At 56.9% G+C, this 17,251-nt stretch carries 25 protein-coding genes and 1 riboswitch; of the genes, 9 read left to right on the top strand and 16 right to left on the bottom strand.

The window, feature by feature from the left end; translation table 11 throughout:
* Positions 1 to 220: 220 nt before the first annotated feature.
* A riboswitch (TPP riboswitch) is annotated at positions 221 to 326 on the bottom strand.
* Positions 327 to 454: 128 nt separating this feature from the next.
* Positions 455 to 1,615, top strand: a complete 1,161-nt coding sequence (locus tag Q0Z71_RS05620) for a stage II sporulation protein P (protein WP_298019441.1) — start codon at positions 455 to 457, stop codon at positions 1,613 to 1,615.
* Between the two features lie 172 nt (positions 1,616 to 1,787).
* Here the strand turns inward: Q0Z71_RS05620 and rpsR are convergent, their stop codons facing one another.
* The 7 genes from rpsR to Q0Z71_RS05585 all read right to left on the bottom strand — a co-directional run bounded on the left by rpsR (position 1,788) and on the right by Q0Z71_RS05585 (position 5,176).
* Positions 1,788 to 2,039, bottom strand: a complete 252-nt coding sequence (gene rpsR, locus Q0Z71_RS05615) for a 30S ribosomal protein S18 (RefSeq protein ID WP_235228553.1) — start codon at positions 2,037 to 2,039, stop codon at positions 1,788 to 1,790.
* A 28-nt stretch (positions 2,040 to 2,067) separates the two neighbouring features.
* On the bottom strand, positions 2,068 to 2,517 hold the full coding sequence (gene ssb / locus Q0Z71_RS05610; protein WP_298019439.1) for a single-stranded DNA-binding protein: 450 nt from the start codon (positions 2,515 to 2,517) through the stop codon (positions 2,068 to 2,070).
* A 12-nt stretch (positions 2,518 to 2,529) separates the two neighbouring features.
* On the bottom strand, positions 2,530 to 2,826 hold the full coding sequence (gene rpsF, locus Q0Z71_RS05605; protein WP_298019437.1) for a 30S ribosomal protein S6: 297 nt from the start codon (positions 2,824 to 2,826) through the stop codon (positions 2,530 to 2,532).
* A gap of 186 nt (positions 2,827 to 3,012) precedes the next feature.
* Entirely contained in the window at positions 3,013 to 4,056 is a 1,044-nt protein-coding gene (locus Q0Z71_RS05600) for an IS30 family transposase (RefSeq protein WP_298019434.1), read from the bottom strand.
* 59 nt (positions 4,057 to 4,115) lie between these two features.
* A complete protein-coding gene (locus Q0Z71_RS05595) occupies positions 4,116 to 4,313 on the bottom strand; it encodes a hypothetical protein (RefSeq protein WP_298019432.1) in 198 nt (65 codons plus the stop codon).
* Positions 4,310 to 4,582: a helix-turn-helix domain-containing protein gene (locus Q0Z71_RS05590; RefSeq protein WP_298019430.1), complete on the bottom strand. Its 273-nt coding sequence runs from the start codon at positions 4,580 to 4,582 to the stop codon at positions 4,310 to 4,312. The genes Q0Z71_RS05595 and Q0Z71_RS05590 overlap by 4 nt, the downstream gene beginning before the upstream one ends.
* A 354-nt stretch (positions 4,583 to 4,936) precedes the next feature.
* A complete protein-coding gene (locus Q0Z71_RS05585; RefSeq protein ID WP_298019429.1) occupies positions 4,937 to 5,176 on the bottom strand; it encodes a helix-turn-helix domain-containing protein in 240 nt (79 codons plus the stop codon).
* A gap of 126 nt (positions 5,177 to 5,302) precedes the next feature.
* Between Q0Z71_RS05585 and Q0Z71_RS05580 the strand changes: the two genes are divergently transcribed.
* Positions 5,303 to 5,881 (top strand): hypothetical protein, encoded by a 579-nt coding sequence (locus tag Q0Z71_RS05580; RefSeq protein ID WP_298019428.1) that lies wholly within the window; start codon positions 5,303 to 5,305, stop codon positions 5,879 to 5,881.
* Positions 5,882 to 5,972: 91 nt separating this feature from the next.
* On the opposite strand, the gene Q0Z71_RS17090 is transcribed toward Q0Z71_RS05580, so the two are convergent.
* Positions 5,973 to 6,140: a peptidoglycan-binding domain-containing protein gene (locus tag Q0Z71_RS17090; RefSeq protein WP_363316684.1), complete on the bottom strand. Its 168-nt coding sequence runs from the start codon at positions 6,138 to 6,140 to the stop codon at positions 5,973 to 5,975.
* Here Q0Z71_RS17090 and Q0Z71_RS05575 point away from each other — a divergent pair.
* On the top strand, positions 6,094 to 6,732 hold the full coding sequence (locus tag Q0Z71_RS05575; RefSeq protein ID WP_363316685.1) for a class I SAM-dependent methyltransferase: 639 nt from the start codon (positions 6,094 to 6,096) through the stop codon (positions 6,730 to 6,732). The two genes, Q0Z71_RS17090 and Q0Z71_RS05575, sit on opposite strands and share 47 nt — an antisense overlap.
* 227 nt (positions 6,733 to 6,959) lie before the next feature.
* On the opposite strand, the gene Q0Z71_RS05570 is transcribed toward Q0Z71_RS05575, so the two are convergent.
* A complete protein-coding gene (locus tag Q0Z71_RS05570; protein WP_298019426.1) occupies positions 6,960 to 7,187 on the bottom strand; it encodes a hypothetical protein in 228 nt (75 codons plus the stop codon).
* Positions 7,188 to 7,471: 284 nt separating this feature from the next.
* Between Q0Z71_RS05570 and Q0Z71_RS05565 the strand changes: the two genes are divergently transcribed.
* Positions 7,472 to 8,224: a sulfite exporter TauE/SafE family protein gene (locus Q0Z71_RS05565; RefSeq protein ID WP_298019424.1), complete on the top strand. Its 753-nt coding sequence runs from the start codon at positions 7,472 to 7,474 to the stop codon at positions 8,222 to 8,224.
* A gap of 17 nt (positions 8,225 to 8,241) precedes the next feature.
* Positions 8,242 to 8,640 (top strand): VOC family protein, encoded by a 399-nt coding sequence (locus Q0Z71_RS05560; RefSeq protein WP_298019422.1) that lies wholly within the window; start codon positions 8,242 to 8,244, stop codon positions 8,638 to 8,640.
* Between the two features lie 55 nt (positions 8,641 to 8,695).
* Here the strand turns inward: Q0Z71_RS05560 and Q0Z71_RS05555 are convergent, their stop codons facing one another.
* The 5 genes from Q0Z71_RS05555 to rpsT all read right to left on the bottom strand — a co-directional run bounded on the left by Q0Z71_RS05555 (position 8,696) and on the right by rpsT (position 11,601).
* Positions 8,696 to 8,929 carry a GlsB/YeaQ/YmgE family stress response membrane protein gene (locus Q0Z71_RS05555; protein ID WP_298019420.1) on the bottom strand — a complete coding sequence of 78 codons (234 nt, stop codon included), beginning with the start codon at positions 8,927 to 8,929 and terminating at the stop codon, positions 8,696 to 8,698.
* A 38-nt stretch (positions 8,930 to 8,967) separates the two neighbouring features.
* Complete coding sequence (locus tag Q0Z71_RS05550; RefSeq protein WP_298019418.1) at positions 8,968 to 9,588, bottom strand: TatD family nuclease-associated radical SAM protein; 621 nt, start codon at positions 9,586 to 9,588, stop codon at positions 8,968 to 8,970.
* A 24-nt stretch (positions 9,589 to 9,612) separates the two neighbouring features.
* Complete coding sequence (locus tag Q0Z71_RS05545) at positions 9,613 to 10,332, bottom strand: DUF4253 domain-containing protein (protein ID WP_298019416.1); 720 nt, start codon at positions 10,330 to 10,332, stop codon at positions 9,613 to 9,615.
* Positions 10,333 to 10,357: 25 nt separating this feature from the next.
* A complete protein-coding gene (locus tag Q0Z71_RS05540; RefSeq protein ID WP_298019414.1) occupies positions 10,358 to 11,134 on the bottom strand; it encodes a TatD family hydrolase in 777 nt (258 codons plus the stop codon).
* A gap of 203 nt (positions 11,135 to 11,337) precedes the next feature.
* Positions 11,338 to 11,601 carry a 30S ribosomal protein S20 gene (gene rpsT, locus Q0Z71_RS05535; protein ID WP_298019411.1) on the bottom strand — a complete coding sequence of 88 codons (264 nt, stop codon included), beginning with the start codon at positions 11,599 to 11,601 and terminating at the stop codon, positions 11,338 to 11,340.
* A gap of 185 nt (positions 11,602 to 11,786) precedes the next feature.
* Between rpsT and gpr the strand changes: the two genes are divergently transcribed.
* On the top strand, positions 11,787 to 12,683 hold the full coding sequence (gpr, locus tag Q0Z71_RS05530) for a GPR endopeptidase (RefSeq protein WP_298019409.1): 897 nt from the start codon (positions 11,787 to 11,789) through the stop codon (positions 12,681 to 12,683).
* A 686-nt stretch (positions 12,684 to 13,369) separates the two neighbouring features.
* Here the strand turns inward: gpr and Q0Z71_RS05525 are convergent.
* The gene (locus tag Q0Z71_RS05525; RefSeq protein ID WP_298019407.1) at positions 13,370 to 13,579 is read right to left on the bottom strand and encodes a helix-turn-helix domain-containing protein; all 210 of its coding nucleotides are present in this window, start codon (positions 13,577 to 13,579) and stop codon (positions 13,370 to 13,372) included.
* Positions 13,580 to 13,671: 92 nt separating this feature from the next.
* Between Q0Z71_RS05525 and Q0Z71_RS05520 the strand changes: the two genes are divergently transcribed.
* Positions 13,672 to 13,851: a hypothetical protein gene (locus tag Q0Z71_RS05520; RefSeq protein WP_298019404.1), complete on the top strand. Its 180-nt coding sequence runs from the start codon at positions 13,672 to 13,674 to the stop codon at positions 13,849 to 13,851.
* A 17-nt stretch (positions 13,852 to 13,868) separates the two neighbouring features.
* Here the strand turns inward: Q0Z71_RS05520 and Q0Z71_RS05515 are convergent, their stop codons facing one another.
* Positions 13,869 to 14,627 carry an exodeoxyribonuclease III gene (locus tag Q0Z71_RS05515; RefSeq protein ID WP_298019403.1) on the bottom strand — a complete coding sequence of 253 codons (759 nt, stop codon included), beginning with the start codon at positions 14,625 to 14,627 and terminating at the stop codon, positions 13,869 to 13,871.
* A 122-nt stretch (positions 14,628 to 14,749) separates the two neighbouring features.
* On the opposite strand from Q0Z71_RS05515, the gene Q0Z71_RS05510 reads away from it, so the two are divergent.
* Together Q0Z71_RS05510 and Q0Z71_RS05505 are read left to right on the top strand one after the other, a co-directional pair.
* On the top strand, positions 14,750 to 16,114 hold the full coding sequence (locus tag Q0Z71_RS05510; RefSeq protein WP_298019401.1) for an MATE family efflux transporter: 1,365 nt from the start codon (positions 14,750 to 14,752) through the stop codon (positions 16,112 to 16,114).
* Positions 16,115 to 16,130: 16 nt separating this feature from the next.
* Positions 16,131 to 17,210: an XAC2610-related protein gene (locus Q0Z71_RS05505; protein ID WP_298019399.1), complete on the top strand. Its 1,080-nt coding sequence runs from the start codon at positions 16,131 to 16,133 to the stop codon at positions 17,208 to 17,210.
* The last annotated feature ends 41 nt before the right edge of the window (positions 17,211 to 17,251 follow it).

Genomic DNA, 17,251 nt, shown 5'->3' with positions numbered 1-17,251 from the left:
GCGGACCCGCCGTAAGCAAAGGCGGGCCACTGTGTGTTGTTCCTGCCTGGCAGCAGGACGGTCGAGGCTTCCTGGCCTCCTCTCACGCCGGAACACGGCTTCCCATCGCCCATCGTCAGACCCAGGGCGCTCCCCCTCGGCCCGCCGCGCATCCACGCGGAGCGGCACTCACTTCCTTTCATCTCATAAAAAAACAGAGGCGCCTGACCGAGGCGCCTCTGGGAATCATCGCATGACTTCCTACGGCGGCATTACCCGCATCAGGTTAAAGGGTCGAAGTTGATGACTTCCTCTCAGCCCGCTTACAAGCTCCCCTGTTTTTTCCTACTATATACCCGAAAAAAATGGTTGTCAACAGAAAATTCGCTCCCTGGCCCCCGCCGCAGGGAATATAGAGTCCCCGGCAGTCATATCTGTTCTCCCTCTCGCATAGGTTGTCCCAGAGGTGACGTGCATGAAACAAAAGATCTTCGCCTCCGGCCTTCTGCGGCGGCTGGAGGCCGGTGTTCTGGCCGCAGGAACGCTGTGGGCGGTGAGTGTCACCGCGGGCAGCGACACCGCCGCTTCCGCCCTCTCCGCCCTGCGGGCGTCCATGCCCCTCGGCGCTCTGCGGTGGGAGCTGGGAGACCTGTGGACCCAGGACACGCTTTCCCCCGCCGCGGTGATGACCATCGGCGAATCCCCGCTGCTGCTGGCGGCACGGCCCGCTGTGGCGGAGCTGTGGTCCTCGGACCGGGCGGAACAGCCCTCCCAGGACAGTGAGGAGGAAGAGGTGGTCACTGTTCCCGTGGAGGAAACCCCGCTGGACACCGTTACCGCCACCGACAACGGCGTCCCCGCCAAGACGCTGATCCCCACGGACCCCAGCGGCTATACCGTCTGCGGGCGGGCCTATATCAGCAATTCCACCAGCCATACCCTGTCCATTCCCGCTTTGCAGGAGCTTTTCGCGGCGGAGCTGACGCCGGAGGAGCCACAGGTCCTGATCCTCCACACCCACGGCAGTGAGGCCTACACCCCCGCCGCGGATACGGATGTCGTCTGGTCCGGCGACCACCGCACCACCGACTCCCGGTACAACGTGGTCAAGGTGGGGGACGAAATGGCTGAGGTCTTTGGCGAGGCCGGCATCTCCGTGCTCCACGACCGGACGCTGTACGACTATCCCTCTTATACCGGCGCCTATGACCGCTCCCTGGCGGCCATCCAAAGCTATCTGGCCCAGTATCCCTCCATCCGGTTCATCCTGGATGTTCACCGGGACGCCATTGAGGACGCCCAGGGCAATGAGTACAAGGTGGTCTCCGAGATCGACGGCACCGGCACCTCCGCCCAGCTGACGCTGGTGGTGGGCAGTGACGGCAGCGGCCTGACCCATCCCAACTGGATGGAGAATTTGAAGCTGGCGGTGGCCATCCAGCAGAACGCGCTGACAATGTACCCCTCCCTAATGCGGCCCATCCTGCTGCGGAACTCCCGGTATAATCAGCATGCCACCACCGGCTCCCTGCTGGTGGAGGTGGGGGCCGCCGGGAACTCCCCGGAGGAGGCCGCGCTGGCGGGCCGTCTGTTCGCGGAGCGAATGGTGGAGGTCCTGGAGGCCCGCAGCAAATAGAAAACGCCGCCCATGCTGGGACGGCAGCCACTCTCTGGCGGAGGCCCCATGAAAGCTGTATCTCCTCAGCCGCCGCAAACCACGTAAGATAATCGGAAAGCCCGTCCTTCCGGACGGGCCTTCTGCATGATCGTTCCATAGAAAAAAGACCCCTTTCGGGGTCTTTTTCAAATCAATCGGTGACATAAGGCAGCAGAGCGATCTGACGGGCACGCTTGATGGCCTCAGTCAGCTGACGCTGATGCATGGCGCAGGTACCGGTGGTTCTGCGGGGCAGAATCTTGGAACGCTCAGAGACAAAACGACGCAGCTTGGCGGCGTCCTTGTAATCGATGCTCTCGCACTTCTCAGCGCAGAACTGGCAAACCTTACGGCGCTTGCCGCGCATGGGACGAGCGGGTCTCGCTTCACGATCGAAAGCCATGAAATGGTTCCTCCTTTATCAAAATCAATCAGAACGGCAGGTCGCCGTCCTCTTCGCCGATCTCGGCGAAGTCGGAGTGCCCGCCCACAGGAGCCGCAGGGGCCCGTCCGGCAGGGGCACTGTACGCGGGAGAGGCGCCGTAATCTCCGGCACCATCGCGCTTGGAATCCCCGAAGTAGACATTTTCAGCCACGACTTCCGCGCTTCTGCGCTTGCCGCCGTTCTGGTCCGTCCAGTCGCGGATCTGCAGCCGCCCCTCCACCACGGCCATGCGGCCCTTGGTGAAGTACTTGCTGACAAATTCCGCGGTGCTGCGCCAGGCCACCACATCGATGAAATCCGTCTCTTTCTCGCCGTTCTGGGACTTGAAGTCTCGGTCCACGGCCAGGGAGAAGGATGTGACGGCCGTGCCGCTTCCGGTGCGGCGCAGCTCGGGGTCACGGGTCAGCCGACCCATGATGATGATCTTGTTGAGCATGGATACCCCTCCTTATTCGCCCTTGCAGACGATCAGGGAACGCATGATGCCGTCGGTGATACCGAGGACACGGTCCAGCTCCTTGGGGAAGGAAGGCTCGCTGGTGAAGCTCATCAGCACGTAGTAGCCCTCGGTCTTGAAGTTGATGGGATAAGCCAGCTTGCGGCTGCCCCACTCTTCCACCTCAACGGCGGAACCATTCTGCTCAGCCAGGGTCTTGAACTTCGCCACCAGAGCGGCGATGCCCTCCTCACCCTGTGCAGGGTCGATGATATACACGACCTCATAATTGGCAGAAACCTTTGCCATGTTTGCACCTCCTTTTGGACAAATGGCCCTCATTCTCAGATGAGAGCAAGGATTGCCCGCAGACTGCGAGCCTTATTATTATATATGAATCTGCGCAAATGTCAAGAAAAATTATCCCTTTTAAAATGAGTGCCAAATGTCAAGAGTAAATGCGAAAAAATTTGAAAAATTTTTTTGAAGGCCGTTTTACAGCGCGGCCACGCATTCCGCGAACGCCATGTCAGCCGTTTTCCAGCCCAGCACCTTTCGCGGGTAGTTGTTTATCCACGCTTCCGTTTTCTTGATCGCGGCGGTGGACACCTTGCCGAAGTCTGTTCCCTTCGGGTGTTGCCGCCGTATCATCTTGTTTTGATTTTCGTTGGAACCGCGTTCAAAACTGCTGTACGGGTGACAATAATAAAACTTCGTCCGCTTTCCCTTCCGGATCGCGGAACGCTCCAACCGCTCCACGTCCGAAAATTCCCCGCCGTTGTCAACGGTGATCGCCTTGAATATCTTCCGGAACATCTTGCCGTACCTCCGTTCGATCCGGTCAAGTGCTTTAATGGTGCTTTCGCTTGTGCGGTCAAAAATCGGTTCTATGATCTCTTTCCGCGTCTTCCGCTCCGTCAAAACCAGCAACGCCCGCTTTGAAGTCTTCGCCGCGCTGTAAACCGTGTCCATTTCCCAATACCCGAAGACGGCGCGCCCGTCCGCTTCCGCTGGGCGTTTCTCTATGCTTTCCCCGCGGGGCGCGCGTTTGGCCTGCTTCACGGTTCTGTACTTCCGCTTGCGCTTCGGCTTTTCCGGCAAGTCGTCGTTCGTCAGCGTCAGAAACACGCCCTTTGTTATATAGCTGTAAAGGGTAGACACGCAAATTGTGGTCTTGAATTGCTTCCCTTCAAGCTCAATATCGGCAAGGGCGGCGGCGGGCGAACGCGGGCTTTCTTTATCAAGCATTTTGCCTTCCAGATAGTCCGCAAGCTCATAATCGCTTCCGATCTTCAACGGCGCGCCCTTCGCCGCAAGGTTTTCCCGGTATCTTCGTTCGGCTTCGTCCGGATTGTAACGCTCTTCTTCCGTCCAATCCGAATTACGGTGGATCATGCGGGCGCGCTTGATTTCCCGATATATCGTGCTTATATGCACATGAATTTCCGCGGCAATCTCCTTTTTGGAATGCCCCGCATTCAACAACGCTTCGATCTTGTAACGATCCGTCTTTGTCAGGTGACTAAAGAAGTGTCCCATGTCCAGCCCTCCATAAAGAAGATGAAAGGGCGGCATTTCTGCCGCCCCTCTCCGAAGCCTTATGCCTCCTTGTATTTTTCCTTTGCGTCTTTCAGCCTCGCCAGCGTGTCAATTACTTTCCCCGTTTCGTCCGACACTTCAAACACATTCTTCAATGTCCCGTTTATTCTTCTATCAACGCTTTCTATTGTGTACTTTCCGTCTTCACGGACATATTTTGAAAACATGAACGCGTTCTTTACCTTCTTGAAGTTCATTCTTCTTTCCCTCCTTCGTACTGTTCCAGCAATTCCAGCGTTTCCGGCTCTGTGATAATGTCCCGAAGCCTGCAATGCAGGGCGGCGCACAATTTAAGGATCGTGGAAAGCCGCGCCGCGTTCAAATCCTTTGTTCCCTGTTCGTAGTGTTGCAACGTCCGGACGTTTAGCCCCGTTTCCCGTGCAAGCTGTGATTGCGAAAGCCCCGCCGCCGTGCGAAGCGTTTTAAGCCTTTCGTTCTTGTAGGACACTTTTATATCAATCTGCATTTTCGCGCGCCCCCTTGACAAATTCGCGTTTATCCGGTTATAATATAGGCGACGGGCGGGGATTTCCCGCCGCCTTGATCGTTAGGACTGTTTGGGCTTTTGCTTCGGCTTTATCGTGATTGTGATGCGCTCCACCGCTTCACTCTCTAAAGCCTTCCGTAGAAGTTCAAGCAGTTCTTTTATCTGCTCTTCCTTCACCCGCTCACCCCCTTTCCGGTGGTGTTTCGCTCCTTTCTTCTTTACTCGGCTTCCCCTTGCCTGTGATTGTATTATACCACTTTAGTTGTATAGTGTCAAGGGGTTTTAACAAAAAAATGCGAAAAAAATAAAAAATCGGCGGGTTTCCCCGCCGTTTTATTCTTTTAGAAGGTCTGCAACCGGAACGCCCAGCACCTTTGCAAATATCATCAATTCATAATCTGCAACGACACGGCTTCCCGCTTCAATCCTGCTTATTGCTTTTTGATTTAACGGTATTCCCTCAATCTGCATTTTTGCCGCAAGCTGTTCTTGCGTGATCTCCCGTTTTTCTCTGATCCTCTTTATTTTCAACCCGGAAGCGTTGCACCTTCCGGCATAACGGTATATTTTCATGCGTCCCGCTCCCTTATGCCAAAGATAAGTATTCCGCATATTGACGGTAGCACAAAAAATGCGATATAATATCCCAAAGGTGACTAAACCTTAATTTTTCCCAAAATGAAAGGAGCTATTCAAACCATGAAGAAAACAGTGTTGATCCTGTGGATCGTTGCCGCGCTGTTTCTCATTGCCGCGGCAACGTTGTTCGCGCAAGGGGACATTGCGGCGGGCGTGTGCGGCGTTGTGATCGCCGCCGTGCTGGGCGTTATCGGCTTCCGAAAAAAGGCCGCACCGCCGAAGCAGGAAGCCGCCGCGCCCGTTTCCAGCGCGCCCGCTCCCGCCGCCAGCGTGTGCGAAGGGAAGCCCGCCGTTTATACGCAAAGCGGCTTTGATTTCCTGCGAACAAAGGTTGCGGGCGTAACCTTCAAGAACGGGCGACGTTCCCGGCAAACGATCCTTCGTGCAATGCACTTCCATGACGCGCCGTTTGACAAGGGCGACATGGAATTGACGGTTGAACGCGGCGAATTTGAAGGCAAGCCCGCCTTCGGCGTTTTCGTGAACGGTGAACAAATCGGGAACATTCCCGCCGAACACGCGCCCTTCGTAGAAGAAAACTTTGCCCGCCTCGACGGTATCACGCACATAGACGTTTACGGCGGCGGCGAAGGCCGGAATTACGGCGCGGAAATAACCTTGCGTTTCCGGAAGCAATAACCCCATAAACGACAAAAAAGCCCCCACGCCAGCCACAAGGCCAGCGTGGGGGCTTTCCCATGCGTTCAAGTATTTACACCTTCCCGGCGCGTTACCCTTCCCACACGCCGCCCAGCGCGGCGACGGTATAGCGTCCGGCGCGCCCGTCCACAATCAGACGGTTTGCAGACTGGAAACAGCGGACGGCGTAAGCGGTTTCCCGCCCATATGCTATTATCAGAACGGCAAATCGAGTTTTCAGGGGAGGTGACTGGCTCATACGGCATCCGGCATATTGGAATCATAATGTAGCGTATTATGACTGGATTAAGAACTCTACGATGGCGTGTAAGGATATACTTGATGTTGGATGCGGGGATGGTTCGCTTGTCCGCTATCTGGATGATGGGAAACGAACGCTTGTTGGTATTGATGGTGATGAAGCATGTATAAAACGCGCTTTGAATGAATCTGGTTCTAATAACGCACAATTTATTTATAACCGCTTTGAAGCATACAATTTTGAAAAGAAATTTGACGCGGTGGTTTTTGTCGCCTCTATTCATCATATGGACATGACAGTGGCACTGAATAAAGCAAAATCCATATTGAAACCCGATGGTATGATACTGATCGTCGGCCTTGCAAAACCATCAAATTTTTTTGATTGGGTGGTGGAGGCGTTTCGTGTTATCCCTTGTACGATTGTGTCTAAAATCAGGCATATGCAGTCGAGCGAGGACAATCATATATCGGTATCATATCATTTTCAAGAAATGAATGAGATCCGGACTACTGCTGATATTTTGTTGCCTTCGTCCAAGATTAAATACGGACTATTTTACAGATACCTTTTATGGTGGAAAAAATAATAACAAAACTTCCGGCTTGTTGGGCAGTTATCCATGGTGGGTAACTGCCCGTCTGGTCATTTTAACAGGGAATTTAAAAAATCGAGCGGCGGCAGCGGCAATTACCACGCCAAGTTCCTGTTCGTGAATCAAACAGGGCAACCGGAAAACCGGCAATGCTTGCTGCGTCTGTTACGCCCGCCGCAAATATTGCTTTTCCCGTATCTAAAAGCTCCATAGATCGTGATTCACTCTTTTCCTTCAGAAAAGAGTTCTTCAAGTAATTCTTCCGCTTTGGCCCTATCTTCATTTGGAACATAAATTTTCAATCGTTCCTGCATTCCTCCTCTCAAAACCAGTCCTGCGCCGTATACCGGTATGGAGGTACAGGGAATATGATTTTTCTTTAAGACCCGTATAAGCATTTCCGCCCATATTGCTTCTTTTTCGGCTAAGAATTCATAGCCTGTACTCATGAAACTGGCTCCTTTCTAAAAAATGATTTGTCGCACTGATTTTATCATAGCCAGTTCCAAGCGTCAATTTGCGGTCCGTAAAACCGCCGGTACCCTGTTTTAACGACACAAAGGGTAAATGGGACAAAACATTGTTCCATTTACCCTCAAATTTTATGGATATTTGATCTGCGGATCCGCAGGACTCTGTTTGTCTCCAGGCATTTTTGAAAAAAAGGATTTCCTTTTCCGCGGAATCGTGGTATATCAATAGGTGTTAATCCAGAAGGGAGGAAACGTGTTCTATGGCCTTTACCCCCGGGATCATTGCGTTCATTTTTCTGGCCCAGTGCCTGGCCTACACGGTCAAAGGCCTGATCGGCTTCGGCAATCCGCTGATCTCAGCGCCGATCCTGTCCATGCGGTTGGACAACATCGTCATCACCCCCGGCACGCTGCTGCTGGACTGTCCGGTCAACGGATACATCACCTGGAAAAACCGGCACAGCTTTCAGTGGCGCCGCATCCTGCCGCTGCTGCTGGCCAATCTGTGCGGCGTCATCCCCGGCGCCCTGCTGCTGCGGTTCTCCCTGCCCTGGGTCATCAAGACTGTCCTGGGCGTCGTGGTGGTGTTTCTGGGCCTGGAAATGGCCACCCGGGACCACCGCCCGGTCCGCGCGGGGTGGGACCTCCCCTGGCTCCGGCTGGTGGTGGCCTTTTTCTCCGGCGTCTGTGCCGGGCTGTTCGGCATCAACATGTTCATCGTGGCCTACTTACAGCGGACCGCCAGGGATTACAGCGAATTCAAGGGCAGCATGTGCTTCCTCTTTCTGGGGGAGAACCTGTTCCGCCTGTGTACCTACGCCGTGGGCGGCCTGCTGACCCGGGACGTGCTGCTGTTTGGCCTTGTATCTGTCCCCGCCGCCGCTCTCTCCATGTTTTTCGGCAACTGGCTGGGTCCCCGGCTGGACGAGAGGAAGCTGCAAAAGGGCGCCATCGTGCTGTTTATTTTCGGCGGCGTCAGCATCATTGTGAAATCCCTGCTGTTCCACACTTGATATAGGAGGAAATACATATGAAAGAACATTACCAGGGTCTGGGCCATGTGGCCATCTACACTGCGGACATGGACGCGAGCATCGCGTTCTATGAAAAGATCGGCGGCGCGCTGTCCCAGCAGGCGTCTCTCTCCACGCCGGAGGGGGAGAAGAAGCTGGCGCTGGTGTCCTTCGGCGGCATCACGCTGGAATTGATCCAAGCGCCCACCCCCATGCCCATGACCGAGGGCAATGTCCCCCACTTCGCCATCTATGTGGACGACATCGACCAGACCGCCGCGGCCATCAAAGCCGCCGGAGTGGACACCTTCAAGACGCCGGAAAAAGCTGTGCTGCCGTCGCTGTTCGGCGGGCTGGAGAACTGGTTTTTCACCGGCCCCTCCGGGGAGCAGATCGAACTTTTGAAAATGCTGTAAATCCAAAAGAGACGCCTTGCGGCGTCTCTTTTTTATAGATCCCTCCACAGGGCCTTCAACCATGAAACAGCTTCCGCCCCACCCAGATAAACAGGCAGGCGCCCACCACGCCAACCAGCAGGTTGGCGAATGTGCCGTACGCGTAAAAGCCCACGGCTCGGAACACCGCGCTCCCCACAAAGGAGCCGATGACGCCCACCACGATATTCCGCAGAAGGCCGCCCTCCACGCCCATCAGCTTTCCGGCGATCCAGCCCACCAGGGCGCCCATGATCAATGCACCGATCATCTGTCCTCTTCCTTTCTTTCCGGCAGCGCCGGTCCTCTTTAGTCCTCGATATACTCCCGCACCCGATAGATGGCGCCGATCTCATCTTCACAGATCCTCCGGCAGTTCTCGATCTCCTCCTTGGGGATCGTGTCCACCACCGTCATCATCACCTTGGGCACGTACTTTTGGATCTCCTTTGCGAAATCCTTCATGGCCTGATAGGCTCCCGCCTGCACCGGGTGGCACAGGGCGTCGTACTTCTCCGCCGTGTCGGTGTTCAGGGAGATGGACACCATGTCGAACCGCCCCGCGAAATCCGGGCAGATGTCCCGGCCGTGGATGAGGCTGCCGGTGCCGTTGGTATCCATGCGGGTGAATATTTTTTTGCCGTGAGCCTTCAGCTGGTCGATGACCCAGCAGATGTCGTCTATGCGGTAGCTGGGCTCTCCGAAGCCCACAAAGACCAGCTGCCGGTATTGGTTCAGGTCCCAGCTCTCAATGGAGGCCAGGATCTCCTCCTTGGTGGGTTCCCGCTCCAGCCAGAGGTTGTGGGTGTAGATGCTGCCGTCATGGCCGTTGTGCCGCAGGCAGAATTCACAGTTGAAATTACAGCGGTTGGTGGGGTTCACATACAGGTTGCCGCCGTATTCATAGGTGATGGTAAAGCCTTTTTTCATGTGTATCGCTCCTTACTTGATCTCTCAGTCCCACCAGAAGAACCACACCGTGGACTGGGCCAGCCCATCCGCCAGCGCCCCCACGCTCTGACACCCCTGGTCTACAATATCGGGACACCAGGCGTACTGCTCCAGGGCCAGGTCCATGGCCTGCTCCAGGTCCACGGGAGCGGGGACTGCAAACTGCAAAACATCGTGGGTCATCACCGCGGGCACCGCGCCGTATTTCTCATGCCAGTGTTTGGCGGCGGCCATCAGCCCCGGCGTATCCGGGCATTCGTTCCAGCCGCCGAAGGGCAGGTAGGCAAATACCTCCCAGGGATTTTTCACAGGGATCTCCGCCAGGAGCATGGGTTCCTCCATGCCGTAGAAGTCATCCATCGCCTCGCCGCCGCCCTGCTCCCCCAGCACATCCTCCAGCCAATCGAAGCCGCCGTCCGCCGCTTCCTCTTTCCTGCCTGCCAGCAGGGAGGCGAAGTAGGACTCGCCGTCCTCCACCGGAGCGGCCAGTGCCGCCTGACGGGCCGCCTCCGCCCCGCTGCCGTCCTCTTGGTTCATCTCCAAACACTCCAACAGGGTAACGTCCTCGGCGGCTACAAAGACAGGGATAAAGCCCTCTCGCTCCCCACGTTCCCTTGCCTCCCAATACGCCGCCATGATAACCTGCCTTTCCTCGCTGGGATGAAACAGATGGCAGGGACACCCAATGCAGGCAATCATCTTGTCGATAGTTTTGTTTTCCATAGTGCTTTCCCTCTTTCTGTCTCTGTTAGATCCGTCCCTCCAGCCCATACAGCCGCAGGCCGTTGCGCCAGGTGATCTCCGTCATTTCCTCGGGCGTGACGCCCTTCCATTCCGCCAGCTTCTCCACCACATAGGGCAGATACCGGCTGTCGTTCCGCTTGCCCCGGAAGGGGACCGGGGTCAGGTAGGGGGAGTCCGTCTCCACCACGATGCGGTCCAATGGCGTGATGGCCGCCACCTCCGGGGCACGCTTGGCGTTTTTATAGGTGATGGGGCCGTCGAAGCCCAGATACCAGCCCCGCTTTAAAAGCTCCGCCGCCATCTCCGGACTGCCGGAGAAGCAGTGGAACACGCCCCGGACCTCCGGGTATTCCAGCGCGATGGCCAGGGAATCCCCGTGGGCCTCCCGGTCGTGGACGATCACCGGCAGGTCCAGCTCCCGGGCCAGGTCCAGCTGGCGGCGGAACACCTCCTGCTGAAACTCCCTGGGCGGGTTTTCCGCCCAGTAATAGTCCAATCCGATCTCGCCGATGGCCGCCACCTTCTCATGCCGGCACAGCTCCCGGATGGCATCAAACTCCGCCTCGCCCGCTCCGGCGCAGTCCTCGGGATGGAGGCCCACGGCGGCGTAGACGTGGGGATACCGTTCCGCCAGGGCCACCGCGGCCCGGGAGCTCTCCACGTCACAGCCGGGGTCCAGCACCAGGCCGACGCCCGCGGCGGGAAGGGCGGACAGCACCTCGTCCCGGTCGGCGTTAAAAGCGTTGGAATCATAGTGGGCGTGGGTATCGAACAGCGGCATACTGTCACCTCATATCAATTCTGGTATGGCTATCATACCATAGTTTTTCCAAATAAAAAGGGTCAGTCTGTAAATTTTCCGTGGGTCCAGTAAACTTGGGGACATTTCCGCCCCATTTTCTCTCCCAACGCTCCCGCTATTCGCGCCGCACATGAAAAAAAGGACATCCCAACGGATGTCCTCTCTTTACCGTATCAGCGCGATCAGCCGATCTTGTTCAGCTTCAGGGTCATGGCGCTCTTTCTGTGAGCGGCCGTGTTCTTGTGCAGAACACCCTTGGCAACAGCCTGATCGACTTTCTTCACAGCAACCTTGTAAGCGCCATCGGCCTCGGTGCGATTGCCTTCTGCGGCAGCAACCTCGAACTTCTTAATGGCGGTCTTCAGCTCGGATTTCGCGGCCTTGTTGCGTGCGTTTCTCACTTCACCGATCAGAACGCGCTTCTTGGCAGACTTGATATTCGGCAAACCAAACACCTCCTTAGGCAAATTCACGCGGCGGAATTTTCCACCGTGCAGAATGATATTTTAGCAGGGAACTTCCCAAAAAGCAAGAGTTTTTTTGCAATTTCTGTTCATTTTTTGTATATTGTATCCCCCGGCGCAAAACCTAGGTGCAAGACCACAAGATTTTGTGTTGGGAGGAGACCATTTTGTTTGCAAAACGCACAGACCTGGCCCTGGAGGCACGGGAATTATGGCAGGAATCCGCGGAAAAGACCACCCGCCTGGCCGGCGTGAAGGCCGTGAAGCAGAAGCAGGAGGGCTATCCCGTGACCCGGGTGGACATTCTGGACCAGCGGGGGGAAGAAGCACTGGGAAAACCACAGGGCAGCTACCTCACCATCGACCTCACCACCTTCTGGCAGCGGAAGGCGGACTTTTTTGAACGGGCCGTCCGGGCCGTGGGGAGCCAATTAAAACCCCTGCTGCCGGCGGAGGGCCCCGCCCTGGTCATCGGCCTGGGCAACGCCGCCATGACGCCGGACGCGGTGGGCCCGCTGGCGGCGGACCATATTCTGGTCACCCGCCACCTGATCTCCGCCATGCCCAAGCACTTTGCTGGGTTCCGGCCCGTGGCGGTGTTCCGCACGGGCGTGCTGGGCACCACCGGCGTGGAGTCCGCCGAGGCGGTGCGGGGCCTGGTGGCGGAGGTACAGCCGTCACTGGTCATTGCCATCGACGCGCTGGCCTCCCGCCGCTGCGGCCGGGTATGCACCACCGTGCAGCTCTCGGACACCGGCATCATCCCCGGCTCCGGCGTGGGGAATCACCGGGCCGCGCTGAACCGGGAGACGCTGGGGGTTCCGGTCTTCGCCATCGGTATCCCGACTGTGGTGGATGCCGCCACCCTTGCGGCGGACCTGCTGGAGGAGAGCGGCATTACGGAATTTGACGAAAAACAGCTGCGTCATGGGAAGCAGAGTCTGATGGTGACGCCCCGGGATATCGACCAGCAGGTGCGGGACCTTTCCAAGGTGGTGGGGTATGGGGTCAATTGGGCCTTGCAGGACCTGGAGATCGAGGAGATGAACGCGCTGTTGTCGTGACTTTGCCGGATGGTTCCCGCCCATGGGGCGGGGATGGGGGGTGTGCCGCTTTGCGGCACGGGAATGCACCCCCCATTTTCTTTGGTTGCGCCAAAGAAAACGGGCCGTGCACGGTCCAAAAGAAAAACGCTTTTTGGTGTCCACAGTTGGCCCATCGGGCCAACTGTGGACGGACGGGAGGTGGTGGTTAGATGTGCCACCAAGCCCGGAAATCTTCTGCCGGGTGCGCTATACCGGGTACGAGGGTAGGAGTGCGTGCCCGCATTTGGGGGGCTTGGGTACAAATTGGGGGTAAATATCGAAAGGCTTTCAACAATGTCCGGTCCCGTACAAGCCCCACACGCAGGCGCTTCCGCAAGGAATCAAAGAGCGGCAGCGAAAGGAACCGCTGGTCCTTTCAGTCTTTGCCCGACCTCGCAATTCCCATTCGCGTGGCTAAAAACCGAAAGATTCAGCAAAACCGCGCCCGCGCCCAACGCAGAATCCAGCATCGACCTCCATCGGTCTCTTTCTGGGACCCCACGTCTCGTCCACAGTTGGCCCAACGGGCCAACTGTGGACACCAAAGCGCCTTTCTTTTGACCGGGCGCGGCCGTTTTCTTTGGGCAAGACCCAAAGAAAATGGGGGCGCATCCCCCGTAAGTGGGCACTTACAAAAAATAGACCGGCCCCGACAAGGGCCGATCTTACTTTTTTCGGGGATATGGATTGGGATCATCAGTTAGTCCCGCCAAATAGTCCATACTCGTTTTCAGTGCTATCGCAATCCGACGACATTGCTCAAATGTCATATTCCGTTTTCCAGTTTCAATTTTTGAATAATCACTCTGGTCAATCCCCGTTAGCATCTGCATTTTTACTTGTGTATATTTGCGTGCTTTTCGACGTTCTTTCATTGGAGTCATATTATCACCTGTAAAAATTATGCCCCAATGACCTATTGAAATTAGGGTGATTTAGACCTATAATGAAATTGGAGGTGAAAAATATGCCCAATGAGCCAGATTATAAAACCGCCTATGAAACCCTTGCACGCGCGATTGAGGAAGCCGACCGCATCCTTTGCAGAGCCGACTTTCTGGTTACCGCAAAACTGTCGCAGCAAATGGGCGAGGAAATTGAAAAAGAAGTCCTGGATTTTATCGATGAACTAGACAGCCAGCCCTGACGGGCTGGCCGTTTCTTTTATGATAGATCCAATTCCAATACCACCGGGCAGTGGTCGCTGCCCATGACATCGCTCAAGATCTCCGCGCTTTTGATCCTCTCCCGCAGTCTCTCAGATACGATGAAATAATCGATCCGCCACCCAGCGTTGTTCTTCCGGGCATTGAAGCGATAGCTCCACCAGGAATAGGCCCCGGTCTTGTCCGGGTACAGCGCCCGGAAGGTATCCACAAAACCGCTTCCCAGCAGCTCCGTCATCTTGGCCCGCTCCTCGTCGGAAAAGCCGGGGTTCATGCGGTTGCTCTTGGGGTTCTTGATGTCGATCTCCTGGTGGGCCACGTTCAGGTCGCCGCAGTAGACCACCGGCTTTTTACCGTCCAGCTCCTGGAGATACGCCCGGATATCGTCCTCCCAGGTCATGCGGTAGGGAAGGCGGGCCAGTTGGTCCTTGGAGTTGGGCGTGTAACAGCAGACCAGGTAAAAGTCCTCATACTCCGCCGTGATGACCCGACCCTCATGGCGGTGCTCATCGGCCCCAAAGTCGTATGTCACATTCAGCGGTTCCCGCCGGGTGAAGATGGCGGTGCCGGAGTAGCCCGCCTTGTCGGCGCTGTTCCAGAAGCGGATGTAGCCCGGCAGGTCGAATTCCGCCTGCTCCGGCCGCATCTTTGTCTCCTGCAGGCAGATCACATCCGCGTCGGCCCCGGCGCAGAAATCCAAAAAGCCCTTTCCCAGGCAAGCCCGCAGGCCGTTGACATTCCAGGATACCAGTTTCATCGCAAAATCCCTCCGAAGTGTGATGGCTTTTCCACATTGTATCTGATTCTCTGCAAAAAAACAATTGCTCTTCTCCCATAAAAAGAGTAAAGTGTTCTTAATGATAAAAAAAGGGTGTTTTCATGGCTAAAAATTCTTCAAACAGCGGGATCCGCAACATGACCGAGGGAAATCCCGCTGGTCACATTTTCTATTTTGCCCTGCCTCTGCTGGCGGGCAGCTTTCTCCAGCAGCTCTACAATATGGTGGACAGCTGGGTGGTGGGCCAATACGTGGGGGACGCCGCCCTTGCCGCCGTGGGCATGGGCTTTCCGGTGATCTTCATGTTCTCGTCCCTCTTTATGGGCCTGTCCAACGGCGGCACGGTGGTCATCGCCCAGTTTTACGGCGCGGGAAAGATGGACCGGGTGCGGGACGCGGTGGACACGATCTACACCTCCTTCGTCTTTTCCGCCATCCCTGTGACGCTGCTGGCGGTGGCGGCGGTGAAGCCGATCCTGTCCCTCCTCCGGGTGGAGAGCGGGGCCTATTATGAGGCCTGGCTGTACCTGATCGTGGTGTGCGCGGGTCTGGTTGGCACCATCGGCTACAATTTAAACGCCGGCATTCTGGGCGGTCTCGGCAACAGCCGGACAACGCTGCTGTTCCTGGCCATTGCGGCGGGGATGAACATCGCCCTGGACCTGATCCTGGTGCTGGCCTGCGGCATGGGCGTTCTGGGCGTGGCCCTGGGCACCATCATCTCCCAGGCCTTCTCCTGGCTGTTCGGGCTGTTCTATATCAACCGCAAGTATCCGGAGATCGCCATCCGGCCCTTCTGCCGCCGGTTCGACAGGCACCTGTTCCGGCAGATCATGGGCATCGGCCTGCCCGCCGGCATTCAGATGTCCCTGGTGGCCATCGGCGCCATGGCGGTCATGAGCAAGATCAACTCCTACGGCAAGGAGTTCACCGCGGCGTACAACGTGGGCTCCAAGCTGGACCAGCTGGCGTTCCTGCCGGTGCAGAGCCTCTCCAACGCCGTCACCGCCTTCGTGGGGCAGAATATCGGCGCCCGGCGGCTGGACCGCGCCCGGCAGGGCATTCGGATCACCGTGGTCTCCGCCGTCGTCTGGTCGGCGGTGATGCTGGTGCTGATCCCTCTGGGCCCCACGCTGGTGGGCATGTTCTCCAGCACCCCCGCGGTCATTGAGGCCGGCACGGTCTACCTGAAGTGCATCATGCCCTTCTACTTCCTGTTCTCCGTCATGTTCTGCCTGAACAACGCCATGCGGGGCGCGGGCGACAGCCTGTTCCCCATGATCGACGTGGTCCTGTCCCTGATCCTGGTCCGCGTTCCGGCGGTCTATTGGTTTGCCGACCACTATGGCCCGGACTATATGTACTACGGCGTGGGCGTGGGCTGGACGCTGGGCTTCACGCTGTCGGTGCTCTATTATCTCTCCGGCCGCTGGAAACGGAAGGGAAGTCTGGCAGAGGAGAATTAAACGCAGGGAGGCGTTCATGATGCGGCAAAGGCTCGGTTTTCTGCTGGTCTGCGGCCTGTTGTTTGGGTGGATGGGTGCCGCCGGACTGCTGGCGCCGCCCAAGTCAGGCGCAAATTCGCCCAGTGAAGCGGAGCTGCTGGCCCTGTATGGCGAGGCGGGACTTTTAAGCACTTCCACGGAGAAGGGCTATTACAGCTATACGCTGGACCCGGACACTGGGGAGCTGTACACCGCGCAGACCGGTCCCGGCTATACCGGACGTTCCATCTACGGTGTGGAGGACGGTCAAGTGGTGGAGCTGCGGCATTTCTGGGAAAAGGACCCCTTTGACGGCATCTTCGCCTATACAGAGCGGGGGCAGGCGGAGCAGACCTGGGACGTTCAATGGAGTGAGCCGCTGCCCGCCAGCATGACCGCCTGCTTTGAAAGCACGCTGCCCCAGGCGGACGCGCCGTTCTGGGAGGAGACCTTTGCCGTGGGAGCGTATCGGGTGACGCTGCAAAGGCTGCCGATGCGGGAGGCGGCACTGAGTGAGTTTTTCCTGCCGGTGTACATTGGCGGCACCGTCACTGACGCCAGCGGTCAGGTCATCCAGACTTTTACCGATGATACGGCGTATTACCCGGAAAATTACACGGTAGAAGATGTGGACTTTGACGGCTATCTGGACTTTCACTATACTTCGACAAGGGGCGCCGCCAACTGGTCTGAATCCTTCTGGCTCTATGATCCAAAGACCGGGCTTTTCCAGCATGATGCAGACCTGAGCGGGCTGTGGTCGCCCAGCGTCGCCCCGGAGACCCAACTGGTCTGGGAACATGTGCATTTCAGCGCGGCGGACTGGGGCGACACCTGCTTCCGCTGGGTGGATGGGGAACTGACGCCGCTGCGGTCACTGTCCATAGCAAGCAGTTCTGACTTTCAGGATAAGACCTTTACCGTCATAGATCATCAGGCCGGCAGCGAGACGGTCCTCTGGACCGTTACGGTGGAAAACTACAGGGACAGAGAGGATACCCCAGAGGTCCAGGCGGTGTGGGAGGAATTCACCCGTTACCGGGACATGGATCATCTTGGCCCGGAAAATCCCGGCTAAAGTGTTGTAATTTGGGAAATATACCGTTATAATGAATGATT

Source organism: uncultured Dysosmobacter sp., assembly GCF_947631635.1.
GTDB lineage: Bacteria > Bacillota > Clostridia > Oscillospirales > Oscillospiraceae > Oscillibacter.
The sequence above is the reverse complement of the archived record's forward strand: the minus strand, read 5'-3'. Positions and strand labels throughout refer to the sequence as shown.